The 17,114-nt window shown below is 54.4% G+C and carries 11 protein-coding genes; 6 read left to right on the top strand and 5 right to left on the bottom strand.

The annotated features are described in order from the left end of the window. Window positions 1-36: 36 nt before the first annotated feature. The 3 genes from Pan181_RS14830 to Pan181_RS14820 form a co-directional block, all read right to left on the bottom strand. The gene (locus tag Pan181_RS14830; RefSeq protein ID WP_197528368.1) at window positions 37-2,367 is read right to left on the bottom strand and encodes a LamG-like jellyroll fold domain-containing protein; all 2,331 of its coding nucleotides are present in this window, start codon (window positions 2,365-2,367) and stop codon (window positions 37-39) included. Between the two features lie 146 nt (window positions 2,368-2,513). Continuing rightward, a complete protein-coding gene (locus tag Pan181_RS14825; protein ID WP_145247680.1) occupies window positions 2,514-3,998 on the bottom strand; it encodes a glycoside hydrolase family protein in 1,485 nt (494 codons plus the stop codon). Between the two features lie 17 nt (window positions 3,999-4,015). Next, a complete protein-coding gene (locus tag Pan181_RS14820) occupies window positions 4,016-5,083 on the bottom strand; it encodes a DUF1559 domain-containing protein (protein WP_197528367.1) in 1,068 nt (355 codons plus the stop codon). Between the two features lie 228 nt (window positions 5,084-5,311). On the opposite strand from Pan181_RS14820, the gene Pan181_RS14815 reads away from it, so the two are divergent. From Pan181_RS14815 to Pan181_RS14805, 3 genes are all read left to right on the top strand, one after another. After that, window positions 5,312-5,905: an EF-hand domain-containing protein gene (locus Pan181_RS14815; protein WP_145247676.1), complete on the top strand. Its 594-nt coding sequence runs from the start codon at window positions 5,312-5,314 to the stop codon at window positions 5,903-5,905. A gap of 464 nt (window positions 5,906-6,369) precedes the next feature. Continuing rightward, window positions 6,370-7,908, top strand: a complete 1,539-nt coding sequence (locus tag Pan181_RS14810; protein ID WP_145247674.1) for a LamG-like jellyroll fold domain-containing protein — start codon at window positions 6,370-6,372, stop codon at window positions 7,906-7,908. 87 nt (window positions 7,909-7,995) lie between these two features. Beyond that, entirely contained in the window at window positions 7,996-9,786 is a 1,791-nt protein-coding gene (locus Pan181_RS14805; RefSeq protein WP_145247672.1) for a LamG-like jellyroll fold domain-containing protein, read from the top strand. 84 nt (window positions 9,787-9,870) lie between these two features. On the opposite strand, the gene Pan181_RS14800 is transcribed toward Pan181_RS14805, so the two are convergent. Then, window positions 9,871-11,073: a GntR family transcriptional regulator gene (locus tag Pan181_RS14800; RefSeq protein ID WP_145247670.1), complete on the bottom strand. Its 1,203-nt coding sequence runs from the start codon at window positions 11,071-11,073 to the stop codon at window positions 9,871-9,873. Between the two features lie 217 nt (window positions 11,074-11,290). Next, the gene (locus tag Pan181_RS14795) at window positions 11,291-12,061 is read right to left on the bottom strand and encodes an HpcH/HpaI aldolase family protein (protein WP_261342230.1); all 771 of its coding nucleotides are present in this window, start codon (window positions 12,059-12,061) and stop codon (window positions 11,291-11,293) included. Between the two features lie 298 nt (window positions 12,062-12,359). On the opposite strand from Pan181_RS14795, the gene Pan181_RS14790 reads away from it, so the two are divergent. From Pan181_RS14790 to Pan181_RS14780, 3 genes are read left to right on the top strand one after another with little or no spacing between them, the layout of a single operon-like run. After that, a complete protein-coding gene (locus Pan181_RS14790) occupies window positions 12,360-13,310 on the top strand; it encodes a 3-hydroxyacyl-CoA dehydrogenase family protein (RefSeq protein ID WP_145247666.1) in 951 nt (316 codons plus the stop codon). Then, window positions 13,311-15,515 (top strand): membrane dipeptidase, encoded by a 2,205-nt coding sequence (locus Pan181_RS14785; RefSeq protein WP_145247664.1) that lies wholly within the window; start codon window positions 13,311-13,313, stop codon window positions 15,513-15,515. A gap of 59 nt (window positions 15,516-15,574) precedes the next feature. Further along, a complete protein-coding gene (locus tag Pan181_RS14780; protein ID WP_145247662.1) occupies window positions 15,575-17,107 on the top strand; it encodes a sodium:solute symporter family transporter in 1,533 nt (510 codons plus the stop codon). Window positions 17,108-17,114 lie beyond the last annotated feature (7 nt).

Below are 17,114 nucleotides of genomic sequence, written 5' to 3'. Positions count from 1 at the left end.
AGCCACCGCACTTGGAAGGTAGTCGGTGCCAGCAGGCTAGCAGCGACGGAAATTGCCTGTAACCACGGCACCAAACAGCACGATCGCCAAGCTAAGGTGAACGACCGAACGGCCTTCGGGCACTGCCTGCGAATTTGCGTTATCGCCGGCAATGCTCTGGCCAAACTGCGACTTCCATTGCTCGTACTGCGAGACTCCGATCGTCCCGCCTATCGCGTCGTTTGCGAGTGGTTGCTCCGAGCCAAGGTTGTCGCGCCACACGGTATAGTCTGCGAGGTCGACCTTGCCATCGTTGTTGTAATCGCCAACCAAGCCAGTGTCAGGGATCTCAGCAAACTGCATGGCAAACAGGTCGGCGTTCAGCAGTTCGAAATACAATTGAATCGACTGGCCCGACAGCGAACCGACCGACTGTCCGGAAGTCCAAGACACTTGCTGCCAGAGCTCGTCGCCAGTCAGAGTTTGCATGGATGCAAGCTCGAAACCTGGAATCACGACTCCGTTTTCATCGCGAATCTCGACCGCGATAAACCCGGTGTCGGTGGTTTGATAGTTCAGCAGCAGTTGTTCTCCCTCAAACTCAAACGTAGGGGTCGAGAACCAGCCGAGTTGGTCTTCGGCCGAAATCGACGCGATTCCATATGGGCGAAGCGTCAAACGTCGCAAACGATTGTCGCTGAGTCGATATTGCTCCGTGGAATAGGTCGACCACTCGTCGTCAGCAGTTTTCACGATTCCCCAAGCAGGCATATGGCTGCGAGTTGTATCGTACCCTTCAGGAATCCAAGGCTCAGTAAACTCACGATCCCAATGCACTCCGTCCCGACTTGTAATCAAAACCGCATCGCTCACGCCCGTCTGGCCAGGGGAAGGTTGATTGGTGCGCGTTGGGTCGAGACGCATCGGGAACCCAACGAATACGCCTTCGGCACCGGGGAGTTGTTCGATCGAGTTGGTGTAGAAGTGCTCCATATCATCTTCGTAAATGAATGGTTGGGGAGGAGTCCAGTTGATGAAGTCTTCGGAAGTGCTCATTTGGATCGCACGAACCCCATTCAGCCAAATGCGACTGAACGAACGATACACTCCCGCCTCGGCATCCCACATAGCGGTGTTTTGCGAGTCGAATTGTCCGCTGATATCCAAGGGCTCGTCTTGCATCAATTCCCAATGGATCCCGTCGGCGGACTTCATCGCGTACATCTCGCCGGTTCCTCCCAACGCTTTCCATTTTTCGTCCGCAGGAGCGTTGGGGTTCTTATCGATGAAGGGAGACAAGTTGTGCGATTGAGCGCCCTGCCAGACAATGTGGTTGTTGTCGGAGCCATCAACTTCGTACAACCCAAGTTCATGACGGGTGTAGTTGATGCCATCGTCGCTGATAGCCATCAACGTAACTTCTTGCGATCCCACGTATCCGCGATAGTAGAGACGGTACTTGTCGTCCTCGTCACGCAACGCAGTAAAGTAGGTGGAAGTTGTTGTTTCGTAGGGGCCATTGAGTTGCAGCGCAATCTCTTGGGCAACAGGGGCGTGGAGTTTGAGCTCGACGTTGTTCGACTCCGCGACCATGTAGCGGTCGACAAACATTTCGATCCGCGATCCAATATTCGGCGGAGGAAGCGGATCGGGCTCAGGCGGGGCCGAAATCCCAAAGAAACTCTCGGCGCCTTGTGTTCGGAGCGAGGCGATTTCGGTCGACGACAGGGCGCGGTCGTAAACCAGAATGTCGTCAGCGAATCCTTCGAACACCTCGTTTGTCAAGGACGTGGGAGCATAGTCTTCGCCGAAGCGGAGATTCTGATCAAGTGTAATCGCCCCCGACCCAGCGGTGGCAGACTCCCCCAGAGGACTTCCATCGAAGTAAAGCTGCACACTGCCGTTGTCGTAAGTCATCGCCAGGTGATGGTACTGGGAATCGTTGTACGCGATGTTGCGAGAAACCGAGGTGCCATTAACGATCGCCCGCAATCCAAACCCAATGTCTCCAGTCGTGTCCATGTCGAAGACAAACTCGTTGGCACCCACCGAGCCACCGTTGTAAGAGCTGAACAATCGAGTGTGATTGGCACCCAGTACTTTGGCCATGACCGACAGAGTGAAGGAGTCGCCAAGCATCGATGTGTCAGGGAGCTCCAGTGCACCGAAGGTGCTCAACCCGACTGGGAACTCAATCGCGCCGGCGCCAAAAGCAGCTTCGCCAGACTTATTGATATCGTAGATACCAAGGCCAATTGCATCCTGAGAGCCATCGCCGGTCAGCCAGTCAGCAATACGATAGTTCTCATCGGTGTCGAATCCATAGAGTACCTGTGCTGCATCAGCGGCACCCTGTGTCATTAAAAGTACGCCAAATAGGTAAACCATGGAGTACGGACGGAAGGTGCGAGCAAGCGAACGCAGACGAAGCTGCTGAACCAATCGAGAAAAAAAGGCAAAGTATGGCATCAATTCAAAGTTGCAGAACACGGTTTCGGTCATTCATTCACAATAGGAGTTGCGATAACTCCAATTCACTTGCTCGCTTGCGATTCGTTGATCGTCGCGTCGACTTCAGGCAAATGAATAGCATATAGATCGGCATCCTTCATTACAAAACGAAGAGTTACTGGTTTGTCGGAAAGTTCAAGCAGCGAAGACTTGCCTTTCCAGGTGACGACGGCATCGACCTTGTCACCCATCAATTCATCGCATTCTTCCAGCGAGAATCCAGGCAGGACTTTGCCCGCATCGTCGAGAATCTCGCAACGAACATTGCCAATCGCGGATGTCGCAAAATTGATGCGAAGTTCGGTAGGTGTACCTGCTTTGCTGAGAATCACTGGCTTTGTGGTGAACTCTCCACCTTCGGCGGAAGCGTCGATCGAGACAAAGCCATCGAGGCGAAGCGTGTAGCGACGCAGACGTGTACCTGGGCCTCGGTAGTACCCCTCCGTCATGTAAAGCGATAGCTGATTAGGCGCGTCGTCGGTGTCGGCCTCAGTCTCAACAATACCCCAGGCTGGTAGATTGTTGCGATTTACCCAGCGATTCGCTTGTTGACCAGGGCGAACGAACGCCTCGTTCCAGCGATGGAAGGTCTCGCCATCACGGCTCGACATGAACACGCAATCCGAAACACCACCTTGCGAATGATTCGAAGGGTTGCGGGAAGGATTGAAGCGTTTGGGAAGACCCACGAACAGTTGGGGGGCGCGATGATATGACACGATGCCATTGGTATAGAGATGTTGGGTAGGAGCCCCTTCGTAACTTAACCATTCAGCAACGGTCCAGTTAGTAAAATCGTCGGATGTGCAGGTCTTGATGTCACGCACTCCCTCGCGGAAGTCGCGATGGAAGTCGACATAATGCTGACGGTAGGAATCCCAGTAGGCGATGTTTAGCGAGTCGAATGCCCCATCGGTGATCACCGGCTTGCTCGATACCAGAGTCCAATGAATTGCATCCGGAGATTCATAGGCGACCAAACCACCGCGACTTCTTGTGAGTGCTTTGTACTTAGCATCAGCCGTAGCAGCAGGATTTGCATCTCTAAAGGGGGCAAAGCAGTGGGCGTGAGTTGGAGTAGCGATGACAATGTTATTGTCTTTGCTTCCATTGAACTCATGGAGTCCCAAGTTGGGCTTTACCCAATGAATGCCATCGGTACTTTCCGCGTAGCAAAACACCTCGGCATGTGGAGACTTGCCCGTGGACTCATCGAAGTGAGCACCACGATAGTACATGCGGTACTTGCCATCGTCGAAGAACACCGTGTGATAACAAGAGGTGTTGCCTTCCCATGGTTCGTCGTGGACGATGACCACTTCCTCTTCATTGGGCTTTTGAAGTTCCAGCTTCACTCCGTCCATCGTATCGATCATTTGCGAATCGACGAACAGCTCGCGTTTGCTTGTAAGGTCGGTCGGTGTGTCTGCCTGGGCGCTAAAGGGAATGACTGCCAGGGCTAACGCGACATACGCTACGCGCGCAGCGGTATCACAAAAACGTGTCATGGAATCCTCAGCAAAGATTATAGATTGGATTTATCGACTACCTCACCGCCGGCCCGAGTGCCGAGTGCGAAGTGCGTATCGAGATCGATGTCGTAACTAATCGACTGCGTGGAGCCATCGGCAAACATCACATTAAACACACCAGGATGGGCACTTCCCCAGTTTTCGTAGGGGTTGATGCCTTCGGTGTCGGGCAGGGGAGGGGAACCCGAGGAGCGAACATTATCGCCGTTGTGGCCGGTAAGCCATCCCTCGTCATCGCCGAAGTCGGGGTAGGTGGTCGTGTTCGATTCGTAGGCTTCCGGACGCACCGTCTTTTCGCCAACCATGTAGGTGTTAGAAGTACCATCCACTACCCGGCGGATCGAGATCTCACTACGCATGAAGATCATGCCGTCGAAGTGATCTTTCCCTGGCCAGCCTGCGTAGGAATCGTGATTCTCATAGGTCGGCGACATCGAAGGCCAGACCACACTCACTGAACCTACACAACCCACGTAGTCGCTACGGGCGAGTGCGCTGCCGTCGTGAATCCAGTTCTTGCCACCCAAAGTACCTTTCATACCGTACAGTCCAGGCGATCGTCGCGATGGGCAATAGAAGTGCTCAACCGGCATTTTCATGATGGAGAGCAACTCGCGACGTTTGCGAATGCCTACCGGCCAGCTTGGATCCCCTTTGCCGATATCGTGAATAGCTTGGGCTTCCATGAAAGGGAGAATGGAGAACATCCAAGCACCAGGTTGCGAACGACCATAACCTTGATCGGGGTCAGCCATCCAGCCGCTACCCCATCCGCCTGTGGGAAAGTAGCCATGCGTATCGTGGTGTTGATGGCAGGCGAGCCCTTGGTTGCGGAGTTGATTGATGCACTGAGTACGGCGGGCCGCTTCGCGAGCCGATTGAACCGCCGGAAGCAAGAGTGCGACCAGTATGCCGATGATGGCGATGACCACCAGTAGCTCAACCAAGGTGAACGCTTGGCGATTCCTCGGAGAAAGTTGGCTACGAAAGGCTTGTCGGTGGGATTCGGTAAAACGGAGTTCTTTCCGTTCGGTGTTCTTGCCGAAGTGGGGAGCTGCCATACGGGGCCCTTTATTAGGTTTCGTCCTCGCCTGTTTCTTGCAGCGCACTGGACAGCCAGTACGAACAGCCTGTATGCTACACGAACGATCGGTTGTTGCAAACATATTTATCCAAAAGATCCGGAATATTCGTCACCTTTAGCGGAGTAAGTGGACGGTATGCGAACCTTATTGAAAGCTATTTGTTCCCTGCGTTCGTCCTGCTACGAGTCGCTGGGAGCGGTCTGTGTGTCTCTACTGCTCTTGTCGATTGCCTGTATGACAGGTTGTTCAGATGGGGCTTCGCAGATCACTATGCCGGGGTTTGATCCCCAGGCAGCGGCCGCACGGGCGATCGAAGCGTACGACCAAGATAAGAATGGTTCTATTTCTAAGGCCGAAATGGCTGCGTCGCCCGCATTGCAGGGGGCAAGCAAAGAGATCGATCAGGATGGGGATGGGGCCTTGTCGTTAGCGGAGATCGAGTCGCGTGTCGAGCAATACGTTGCCTCAAATACGGGCCTTCAAAGCCTCTCGTGTAGGGCAACTGTACGTGGACGCCCTCTTGCCGGGGCAAAGGTGAAGTTCGTCCCGGTTGAGTTTCTAAACGAGGCAATTGGGCCGGCTGAGGCAACTTTGCGTGCGAATGGCTCGGGGGCTGTGATGGCCAGTGGTGGCAAATTGCCTGGGTTGTCGCCTGGGTTGTACAGGGTGGAGGTCTATGCTCCGGAAGGTTCTGGCCGAGAAATCGCCTCCGAGTACAACGCCGACTCGAAGCTCTGGTATGAGCTGAATCCTCTAGAACCCCCTGCATTAGCAGAGTTTAGTGTGGAGTTTCAGTAAATAGCCCGCTTCATCGCTTTTTTTCTAACAAACGCTTGCAAGCTCATAATGGGCATGTATCATACAGGCTGTATGCATGTGCTGTCCTGACTTGTCCGGCCTTGCTGTTCGACCGACCTGATAGCTCCACGCGAGTATTTCGGTCGCGAATCCACTTATTTTGCTGGCTGGTAGCGGTTTCGCGGCGCACATGCCATGGCATTTGAATGCCGGAGGAAGTTGTCTGACAGGAGGGGCCGGAGGTTGTATCTGGGGCCGTTTAGCTGAAATCGAGCGGTCAGGCGATCGAAGTGGTTGGGGCGAATTTACCAAGCCGAAGTTGGGCAGCGACTTATCGGCCAACGTAGAACTCGCCCCAGCCACTCGAGCTCGATTATCACCAACCTGAGGACACTTTTGACTTTCGATCAGGAACCGTTGGTTCGTTGACTTCTTGTTTTCCCTGCAACTGGAGTTGAGATCTCGTGAATTACAAACATTGGCTGCGGCCCTTTTTGTGTATTGCTTTCTCCTTGGGCGCAGTGCCGATGGCCTCGGCAACACAACTACTCTACAACTTTGAAGGCGATATCGGTACGACGGCTACCGACAAGCTTACTGGCGACGGTGTTCAGGATGGTACGTTGCTCGGCAATATTTCGCTCGTCAGCGGCCCGGAAGTTCCCTTTGGGGGGCAAGCGGCGCTGTTCGAAGTGCCGAGTGCAGTGAATCCGCCTTTCAGTACTGTGCAGGTACCAGGATCAACTGCTCTTGGGGACGTTTACACGCTGGCGGTTCATGCGAATATCAATGATCCAACTCCCTCGGCGTTTCGAATTTTCTCAAATTATCCCGGTACGGGTGGCGTTGGTGCGGACCGAATTATTTTCGATCATCAACCAACCTATTTGCGAGCGATTATCGGGGGTACTGTCATCTCGGCGCCCACGGCAACGTCTTTTCCGGACGCTGGTTATCATCACTATGCGTTAACTGTTGATAACGGAACCGCCACGATTTATATGGATGGAATGGCCCTGGGGAGCGGAGCCGTTCCCACCGGCAATGTACTAAGTACCGATTTGCTGGTCGGAGAAGATACAGGTGGTGCATCGAACGAACAAATCATGGGCAATATCGACGATATTCTGGTGATGGACGAAGCGTTAAGTGCTGCCGACATTATGCAGTTAGCTTCAGGGGCATCCGCAGCTTCAATGATTACTCCAACTGGTTTCTACGCCGCCAACTATGGCTTCGAAGGTGCTGCCCCATTGTCAGACTTGTTTGTCTCTGACGGAGTGCAGGATGCTGTGTTGACGCTGCCAATCGCGGCGACAGTGGATGCTGATCCTGCGAACGCAGCGGAAGGTTCGGGCTCGCTGTACTTGCAGGACGCCTCAACGATTGTTCATCGGTTCAGCCAAATTGAAACACCGGTATCAGGTACCGACTTGGGTAGCCAGTTTACCTTGTCGAGCGTGGTGAATGTCTCCAGCGGTGGCTATGCGAACGATGGTCTAATTCGTTTGTTTACCAACTATCCTGGCGGTGGTTCTGCAAGCAATTCGCTGATTGTGGACTTTAATCCAGACGCAGATCAGTCGGGTATTGGGATTCGTTTGCTGTTGCCCGGTTCGGGAAACACCACGGTTTACGGAGGGACTTTCAGTTACGACGAAGACCATCTGATTACCACCGTGTACGACGATGGTGAAGTAAGCATCTATCTCGATGGCGAACTAGTTGCTGAAAATATGGTTGCATCGGGAGGATTTGATCTTGGTGACACGAAGCTGCTGATCGGTGAGGACTCGGCTGGATCTGTCAATGAAAACTTGCTTGGTATTGTTGACGATGTATTGATCCTGGATCGGGCACTCACTGCAGCGCAAGTGCAGTACATGTCACTATTCGGAGCCGAGGCCATGTTAGCTGTTCCTGAGCCTTCGAGTGTTGTGATGATTGTGGGTGCCATGCTCGTTGGAGTTGTGGCAGTTCGTCGTCGCGAGAACTGTGTGTAATATGCAAGGTGGTGAACCTTTGCAGCAGGAAGCGGAGTAGAGAATCACAGGCGAGTGAACTGGAAAACTACCCTCTGGAGTTTTTGTATGTTGCGTTACCTTTTTACGTGCTTAATAGCAAGCGTGGCGATGATCGCCAGCAGTGCTAACGCCCTTGAGTTGTTTTACGACTTCGAAGGCTCAGAAACCGATACTGTGATCGACAAACTGACGACCGATGGATCGCAGAATGGAGTGATCTACCAGAATGTTGATCCGAATGATACCTTCGATCCGGCCTTTGGAAGTGAGTCGGCGTTGTTCGATATTCCTTCCCCTGGTGTTGTTGTGCCTCCCTACAGTACGCTGGAGATTCCAGATTCCACATTGGAGCCGGATTTCTCACTGACTCTAGCTGCTTTTATCAAGAACGACGAAGAAGTTCAGGACTTTACCCGTGCGTTCAGCAGTTACCGCGGTACTGGCGCGGTATCGGACAATCGCATTCTCTTGGACTTCGATTCAAGAGGTGTATCGATTCCGGGTATTCGGGCAATTGTTGGAAATACGCAAGTGCGTACCAGTGAAGTTCCCGCTGGAATAACGGATCCCGGGTACCATCACTACGCCATGACTGTCGAGCCAACCGCCGAGGGTGGTAGCGTGGTGGTCTACTTTGATGGAGCGGAAGTAGCGAGTGGTGTCGTGCCAGCTGGATACAGCAATTCCTTCAATATTCATCTTGGCGAGGATCCCCACGATGGTGGTGGTTCGGCAGCTGAGCAGCTGATTGGCAATATCGATGAAGTGCTCATGCTGGGGCGTGCTTTGTCGGCTAGCGACATTGCTACGCTCGCAAGTGGCACCGCTGTGTCCAACGTAGTTACACCGCTGGCCTCGGAGCGGGCTGTGTACTACAGCTTCGAAGGCGACTCGGGACCAACCGCCACGGATATGTTCACGCTGGATGGTTCCCAGAATGGCATCGGTCATGAATTGGCCATGGTAGACACGACTGCCGATAACGCAATGCTCGGTAGTTCGTCGTTTGCAACGCAAGACCCTCGGGTCGATAACCCCGACGTACTTCACAGTGTGATCGAAACCGAGCCAATCGGACTAATGGGCTCCGAGTTCACTTTCTCGGTAGTTATCAATCCACTGGCGGCTGGGTATTCGGGTAATCAGTACTCCCGAGTGCTCAGTACTTACGGTGGTGGTGGATCGACCTCGGGGCGGTTCATTATGGACTTCAATCTGAGTGCAGCAGATGGTAGCGATGCCATTCGTTTGTTCTTGCCCGATGGCACTCGGCTCAACAGTACTATTGTGCCGCAGGTGGGAGTCAACCAAACCTTGACAGCCGTTTACGACGATGGTGTGGTAACCATGTATCTCGATGGAGTCGAAATCGCCACGACCACGGTCGACGCGACGGCCATGGACTTTGGTGACCATGTATTGCGTGTGGGGGAAGACAACGCCGGTGGAGTGAACGAGAATTTCATCGGAAACATCGACGATGTGCTCGTGCTGCGTCGCGCTCTTTCTGGTGAGCAGGTTACTCAGTTGGCATCAAGCGGCGCAGCAGCCTTGCTGGCTGGTTTGCCCGAGCCCCTTCTCAAGGGTGACTACAACGACGACGGAATCGTGGACTTGGCTGACTACACGATATGGCGCGACAATCTGGGCTCGTCAGTCGAACTTCCTAACGATCTGACACCTGGTGTCGACGCAAGTGATTACGATGTATGGAAGCTTAACTTCGGACTCACTGGTCTTTCCGGTGCATCGATTGCCAGCGTGCAAGTGCCAGAGCCAGGTAGCGTGATGCTGCTTGCAGTTGGTGTGCTTGCAATGGCTTTGGTGCGCCGCCGTGGTTCAGCTAGCAAGAACTAGAGTCTTACTGCGAGTATGGAAAAGCATGGGGCCGTCCTTCGTGAAGGACGGCCCCTGTTTTATTGCGCCAAGCTGTATCAGCGGCTAATTGACGGACTTGAGGGTTTCGCCTTTGCGGAACCCAAGATCGGCCAGAAAGCGACTGTCGTCATTCAATCGCAGGTCGCCCTTCACCATGTTTTCGAGTAGTTCGACGGCTTTTAGGGCGAAGTGATGTTCGTCGAGTGTGATGCTGCTAATGCGACTGCTGAGGGTGCCAGTACCGCTTGCTCCACCAAAGCTAATGATAGAGAAGTCCTTGGGAATGCTCATGCCGCGTTGCAGCAGAGTAAGATAGATGGCTTCGGCGTCGGCATCCCAGGGATCGAAGGCCGCTGTGGGGCGACGATCGCCAGGCAGTGCCATCATTTTATCGAAAGCCACTTCGACCTCGTTGAGTCGCTGTGAATTGGGCGTTCCGGCTTCGGCAATCGATTGGTTGCCAATCCACACAAGCTCTTCCGGGAGACTTGCTCCGTGAGCTTCCAGGGTCTTTGCAAAGCTGTGGCGATAGCGCTCGGTCGAAGCACTGGCATGGCTGCCGATGAATGCGATACGACGATGGCCCTGTTCGAGTAGCACCTCAGCTGCTCTCTCGGCGACTGTCTCGTAGGGGATCTCAATGATCGGAGCCGTGATACCTGTAACACCACGGTGCAGTAGGACCACCGGAATGCCGTTTAACTGCAGTTGCCGAATTTGATGGGTAGGAACCGCACCGACCGTAGGAGGCGAAAGTGCAACGCCTGCAACGCGTTTGTCGATCAACTGCAGGATGATATCGCCTTGTCGGCGAACATCGTTGCCAGTGGTGCAGAAGATGGTCTGCCGCATCAGGTCGCTAGCAGCTTGTTCGAAGTGTTGAACAAGCGCTGGGTAGTGGCCTGTCTTTAGTTCCGGAAGTACTACCGTGAAGACACTGAGAGCTTGGGGAGTCGCTGATACAGTCGGAGGGACGGTGGGGCGTGAGGCCGCCGACGGCATTGGCCGTGGAGGGGCGAGTGCGCTGCTTTGCAGTACCAGCGTTCCTTTGCCTGGAATGCGTTCTACGAGACCGTCGGTTTCGAGTTCAGCAATCGCTTGACGAACAGTACTACGGGAGATCTCGAATCGTTTCGCCAGCACAGGCTCCGATGGGAGGAAGTCGCCTTTACTCAGCGTGCCAGTCGCGATCTGATCCGATATCAGATCGCGCAGCTTGGCGTACTTGGTCGTTCGCGTCGTATCCCGAAATGTGTTCGCACCCATCTAATCACCGCCGATCCTATGATTATGCCCGCAGGGGTTGCTTTGGACAGCCTGTTCGTACAATATACCATATTAATTCGGCGGTGCATGGCAGGCAAGTGGTCGGCTAGCGAGTGTCGTACTTCCGAGGCTTGTTTCCCTAGGGCTTGTGTAGGGTTTCATACAGGAGAGTACAGCCTGTATGGACAAGTGTGGTTTTAGCTGTTAGGGTGGTGCTCTACGACTGGCGAAACTCGCGAATCGCGTTTACCAAGGCGTTCTTGATGAATACCACATCAGCGCCCTGGAAAACGAGCTTGGCACCTGCCTCGGACATTTGCCTAGCGTGTTCAGGGCCTCTAGTCGTAATTGCCCAGTTCTTGCCGGCATTCTGGGCGGCTTCCACCACACGGCGCTGTGCTTCGGCAACCATCGGATGGTCCATTTGCCCGGGGTAACCCAGGCGGACCGACAGATCCGCTGGGCCGAGCATTAACATGTCGACACCATCGACCTTAGCAATGTCATGGGCAAGTTCCACGGTTTGGATGTCTTCGATTTGAATGATCACAAACGTGTTTGCATTGGCCCACTCAAGATACTCCGTCATCGGTCGACCCATAAAGTTGCTGTCGACATTCGATCCATCAAACCCACGAGAACCAAGAGGAGCAAACTTGGCCCAGCGAACCACTTCTTCCGCTTCGGCCACCGAAGTGCAGCCTGGGTACATGATGCCGTGAGCACCTACTTCAAGCAGGCGGGCCATGCGAGCGAACTCACCGCGGCCAGGGCGAACAATCACATCGGTTTGACCACCCGCGCGAGTCGCACGAATCAGCTCAGAGATATGAACTCCATTTTCACTATGATGTTCCAGGTCGAGCCAGATTGCATCGTAGTCAAGCGAGGCAGTCATCTCGAACAGGGAGGGGTCATGAAGATGCAGCGTAACGCCACATGCAGTTTCATTGTTGCGGATTCGTTCGAGAACTTTACTTTCGTGCACGGGTGATTCCTTATGTGCTCACGGCTGATGACGAACTACTGCTTAAGGAGCAATAGCTACAACTAACATTAACCAAGCTTTCACTTGACGCCAAGACGCAATCAGAGCGAATCGTTGTATCTATTTTCTGATTGTGGTTTACAACTAGGTCATGCGCAGACTTCACGTTCGATGGGTAAGTGTTTAGAGTGCTAGTCGGTAAACTGTACAAGTGGATTATTGGCTGTATAGCGCACACCGTAGGTGCAATTCAGCTTTGTGGCAACCAACACAATTCCAATTGCAATGGATAGTTATTATGGAGCTAAGTACCGTAGGGGTGATTGGCCTCGGCCTGTTAGGTCGCGGTATTTGTGCCGCTTTGGTGGGACGAGGTTTGCACGTTGTAGCCGTCGGTTTGACCGATGCGGAAGTCGATGCTGCCAGGGCGGAAGTGTTGCAAGGCATTCACGAAATGCAAGCCGAGGGAGTGATCGGTCCGGTCGACGACGAGACCATCCTTGCTTGCTTTCATGGCAGTTGTTCTATCGAGTCAGTAGCGGAGTGCGATTTTGTCATTGAAAGCGTGACCGAAGATCTAGCGATCAAACAAGAAGTCATGCAACAAGTGGAGGCCGTGGTCTCGCATGACACTCCGGTGGTCACCAATACGTCGGCGATTCCAATCGAGTTGCTTCAGTCGAAGTGCAAGAACCCCGAGCGAATTATGGGTATGCACTGGGCGGAGCCAGCCTATGCGACGCGGTTCTTGGAATTGATCCGCGGCGAAGCAACCGGAGACGATGCGTTTGAAAAAGCTGTATGGCTTGCTAATAAGTGCGAGAAGCAGGTAAGCGTTGTGCAGCGAGACGTGCCAGGCTTTATTGTAAACCGCATCGGTTATGCGATGTATCGCGAAGCAGCCTACTTGGTCGAAACCGGAGTGGCAGATCCCGAGACCATCGATCGGGCATGTCGCAATGCGATTGGTCTATGGGCTCCGTTCTGCGGGCCGTTTCGCTGGATCGATATCTCCGGAGGCCCAGCGTTATACGCGAAGGCGATGACGCCGGTGCTGCCGACGCTCAGCAGTAGTAAGGAACCGCCGGCGATGCTCACCGAAGCAGCGCGGGGTGACGCCGAATCGGATTCGGATCGGAAGGGCATTTATCAATGCACGCCCGAGGAGATTGAAGCCTGGTTGGAGCGGTTCAGGAAGCATGTTTGGGATACCTGGCGACAAGGCACCGAGAGTGGAGAGGACCAGTAAATGATTCCCCTGATTGATTCGCATCTTGATTTGGCGTGGAACGCGGTGTCGTTTGATCGCGACCTCACGGCCACAGCCGAGGCGATAAACGCTAGCGAAAGGCAATACACCGACTGTCAGGCGCGGGGCGGGGCTGTCGTAAGCTTTGAAGAAATGCGCCGTGGCGATTTGTGGCTCTGTTACGGAACATTGCTAGCTCGCAACAATGCGATGAAGAAGTATCCAGAGTCAGGTGCACTGCGGATCGATCTCGACCATCGCCAGTGGTGGGGGGCTTACTGTTCGGCACATGCCCAGTTGGCTTGGTATCGAAAAATGGTGTCGCTCGGGCATATCCGGATGATCAAAACGCGAGCGGACCTCGACGCTTACTGGAACGATCGGCAATCGCATCGCACCAAGGCACTCGGCATGGTGCTCGTAATGGAGGGGGCTGATCCGATCACCGATCGCGATGATCTGGTGGAATGGTATACCGCTGGGTTGCGGCAGGTAAATCTCGTGCACTACGGCACGAATCGTTATGCGGCCGGCACCGGGGCAGAGGGGGGCGTTACCCCCGAAGGTCGGCAGTTACTCCAGTGGTGTTCCGAGCTTGGCATGGCGCTCGACCTCACGCATCTGGCCGACCAGGCTTTCTTCGAAGCGTTGGATGCTTTCGACGGGCCGGTGCTCGCGAGTCACCAGAACGCCCGCTCGGTAGTGCCTGGCGGACGGCAGTTTACCGACGAGCAGCTGAAGCTTGTCATCGAACGACAAGGGGTCATCGGTGCGGCCTTTGACAATTGGATGCTAGTTGAAGGATGGAAGCTCGGGGTGACACCTCGCGAATCAGTAACGCTGGAGTCGGTAGCCAATCATATCGATCATATTTGTCAGTTGGCTGGCACGCACACCGCAATGGCGATCGGTACTGATCTCGATGGAGGTTTCGGCACCGAGCAATCGCCTTATGGTCTCGAGAGCATTGCCGACGTGCAGAACCTGGCGGAGGTGTTGGCCAATCGCAACTACTCCACTGAAGCCATCGAGGCGATCTTCCATGGCAACTGGTTGCGGTGGTTGCGAGCCAACTTGCCAGGCGAACCCTCGCAAGCGGCCGGCAACGAAGAGCAAACCCTCATGGAAGTGATCAGGGCCGACTCGCTCCCGAGGACCACCGAGCAGCCTCGCAAGTTAGTCGCGGTGATCGGGGCTGGTTCCATCGGTGAGCGGCATGCTCGTTGTTTTGCCAAGACCGGACGAGCTTCGATTGTGTTGTGCGACATCAACCGAGATCGCATGCAGGAGGTCGCCAGTCGGGTGGAGATTGCCTCGACGATCGACGACTTCTCTCGGCTTGCCGATTTGCCATTGGATGCAGCGGTGATCGCCACGCCGGCGCCGTACCATATACCCCAAGCCATCGAGCTACTGCAGCGGCGGGTGCCGGTGTTGATTGAGAAGCCGCTGAGCCTTACCACCGATGGCATTGCCGAGTTGGTGGAGCTAGCCGAAAAGCAAGCGGTGCCAACTGCGGTAGCCTATGTGTTGCGAGGCCATGCGGTATACGCAGCGGTAAAGGAGTGTGTACAGCGGGGCGAGATCGGCACGCCTGTCGAGTTGCTGCTGCAATCGGGCCAACACTTTCCGTTCTATCGCCCCGCGTATCGCGAAACCTACTACGCCAAGCGGGCATCCGGCGGGGGAGCGATTCAGGACGCACTCACGCATTTTGTGAATCTCGCAGAGTGGATCGTCGGACCGACCACCGCGATTCAGGCTGATGCGAGTCGATTGATGCTCGATGGCGTCGACGTGGAAGACACCGTGCATGTGCTCGCTCGGCATGGGCAGGTGATGTCGAGTCTCACGCTTAATCAGCATCAACCAGCCAACGAAACCAGCCTCTCGGTGATCGGAACCACTGGCATGGTGCGAGGCGAGGTGCATAGCAACTCAATCCACCTCGTGCATCGCCCTGACGAACCTTGGCAAGTCACGAAGTTCCCTGAGTTGGAACGCGATCATCTGTTTGTGAAGCAAGCTGACTCTTTCCTCGATCAGATCGAATTGGGAACACCTGCGGTCTGCTCGCTACTCGAAGCGGTGAGCACACTCAAAACCCAAATGGCGATCCTGCAGGCGGCCGATCATACAAGCTGGACCTCAGTGACACCTGGTAAACCCCGGGGGGCTGCTGAAATGCTGCTGTCCGAAGGTTAGGTGTTCGAAGGTTGTTTGCTACCCAGTCGCTACCCTCCAGAGATGTTTGTAACTGCTCGATGAACGATCTTGTGACTCTACCTTCCCTGGCATCTATCACGTCCATCGATGTGTCGATTGTGGTGGTCTATCTGCTGGCCATGCTCGGCATCGGTATCTATTACTCGCTGAGAATGAATAACTCCGACGACTACCTTTTGGGTGGGCGTCGGATGGCCAGCACCTCGGTAGGCATGTCGTTGTTTGCATCGATGCTCAGCACCATCTCGTTTCTCGGCTGGCCGGGCGAGATCATCCGCCATGGCCCGACGATCCTATCGCAGGTAATCGCTTACCCCATCGTGTTTGTGGTCGTGGGGTGGTTTCTGATACCACGCATCATGCGGTATCCGGTAACGAGTGCGTATGAAATACTCGAACTGAAGCTCGGCAAATCGGCCCGGTATTTGGCCTCCTGTATGTTTGTGCTGCTCCGTACGCTATGGATGGCTGTGGTGGTGTATGCCACGATTCACAAGGTGATTGTCCCAGTGTTCGATTTGCCTGCCAGTTCTACTCCTTGGTTGTGTGCAGTGCTCGGCGTGGTGACGGTGGTGTACTCCGTGCTGGGGGGACTTCGCGCGGTGGTGATGACCGATGTCATTCAAACACTCATTCTGCTAATGGGGGCAGTGGTATCGCTGGTTATCATTTCGTACAACCTCGGGGGATTGAGCGAGATCTTTCCCACGTCGTGGCCTGATCATTGGTCGGTATTCCGTGTGAACTTTCACTGGTCCGATCGCACGGTGCTCGGCTTCCTGCTGAACTTCATCTGCTGGTACATCGCAACGATGGGATCCGACCAAATGGCGATTCAGCGTTTTCTGGCGACTCCTACCGAAGTCACCGCTCGCCGAGTGCTGCGAACCTCGCTTTGTATCGATGGGCTCGTGTTCTGTTTCATGGGCTTGGTCGGACTGGCTTTGATGAGTTGGTTTACAAGTAATCCGAGTTGGCTTGCCGATGGCGAAAGCGTGTTCGAAACGCCCGATCGACTGTTTCCGCGATTTATCACCATTGGCTTGCCGGTCGGGCTCACTGGGATCGTAGTCGCCGGGTTGATGTCGGCTGCGATGTCGAGTCTGTCGTCAGGAGTCAACTCGACCGCTGCGGTGATTTCGACTGATTGGATGCAAGGCATCCTGGGATGGAAGTTGGCTCCCACCCAACAATTGGTGGCCGCAAGAGTATCGTCGGCTGTCATGGGGGCAGTCGTCGTGTTGCTATCGACCTTTATGCAGTACATCGAAGGCAATCTCTTTGAGCTGACCGTGCGGGTGGCGAACCTGATGACGGGGCCGCTCTTTGTGTTGTTCTTCATGACGATGTTCGTACCAAGGGCTAGCGCAGCTACTGCCATCGCGGCTGCGTTAACCGCGATGGGCGTGGCCGCTTCCATTTCGTTTTCTCAGAAACTCGATATCCCATTGCTCGAAGACATTAGTTTCTTGTGGATGCTCCCTGTCTCTTTAGCGATTGGTATCGTTGTTGGCGCTGTGTTGAGTCTGGTATTTCCTGCGTTACCCACCGCAGTGTCGGACGAACCATAGAGAGAGT

The organism is Aeoliella mucimassa (genome assembly GCF_007748035.1).
Lineage (GTDB): Bacteria > Planctomycetota > Planctomycetia > Pirellulales > Lacipirellulaceae > Aeoliella > Aeoliella mucimassa.
This window is presented reverse-complemented; position numbering and strand designations above follow the sequence as displayed.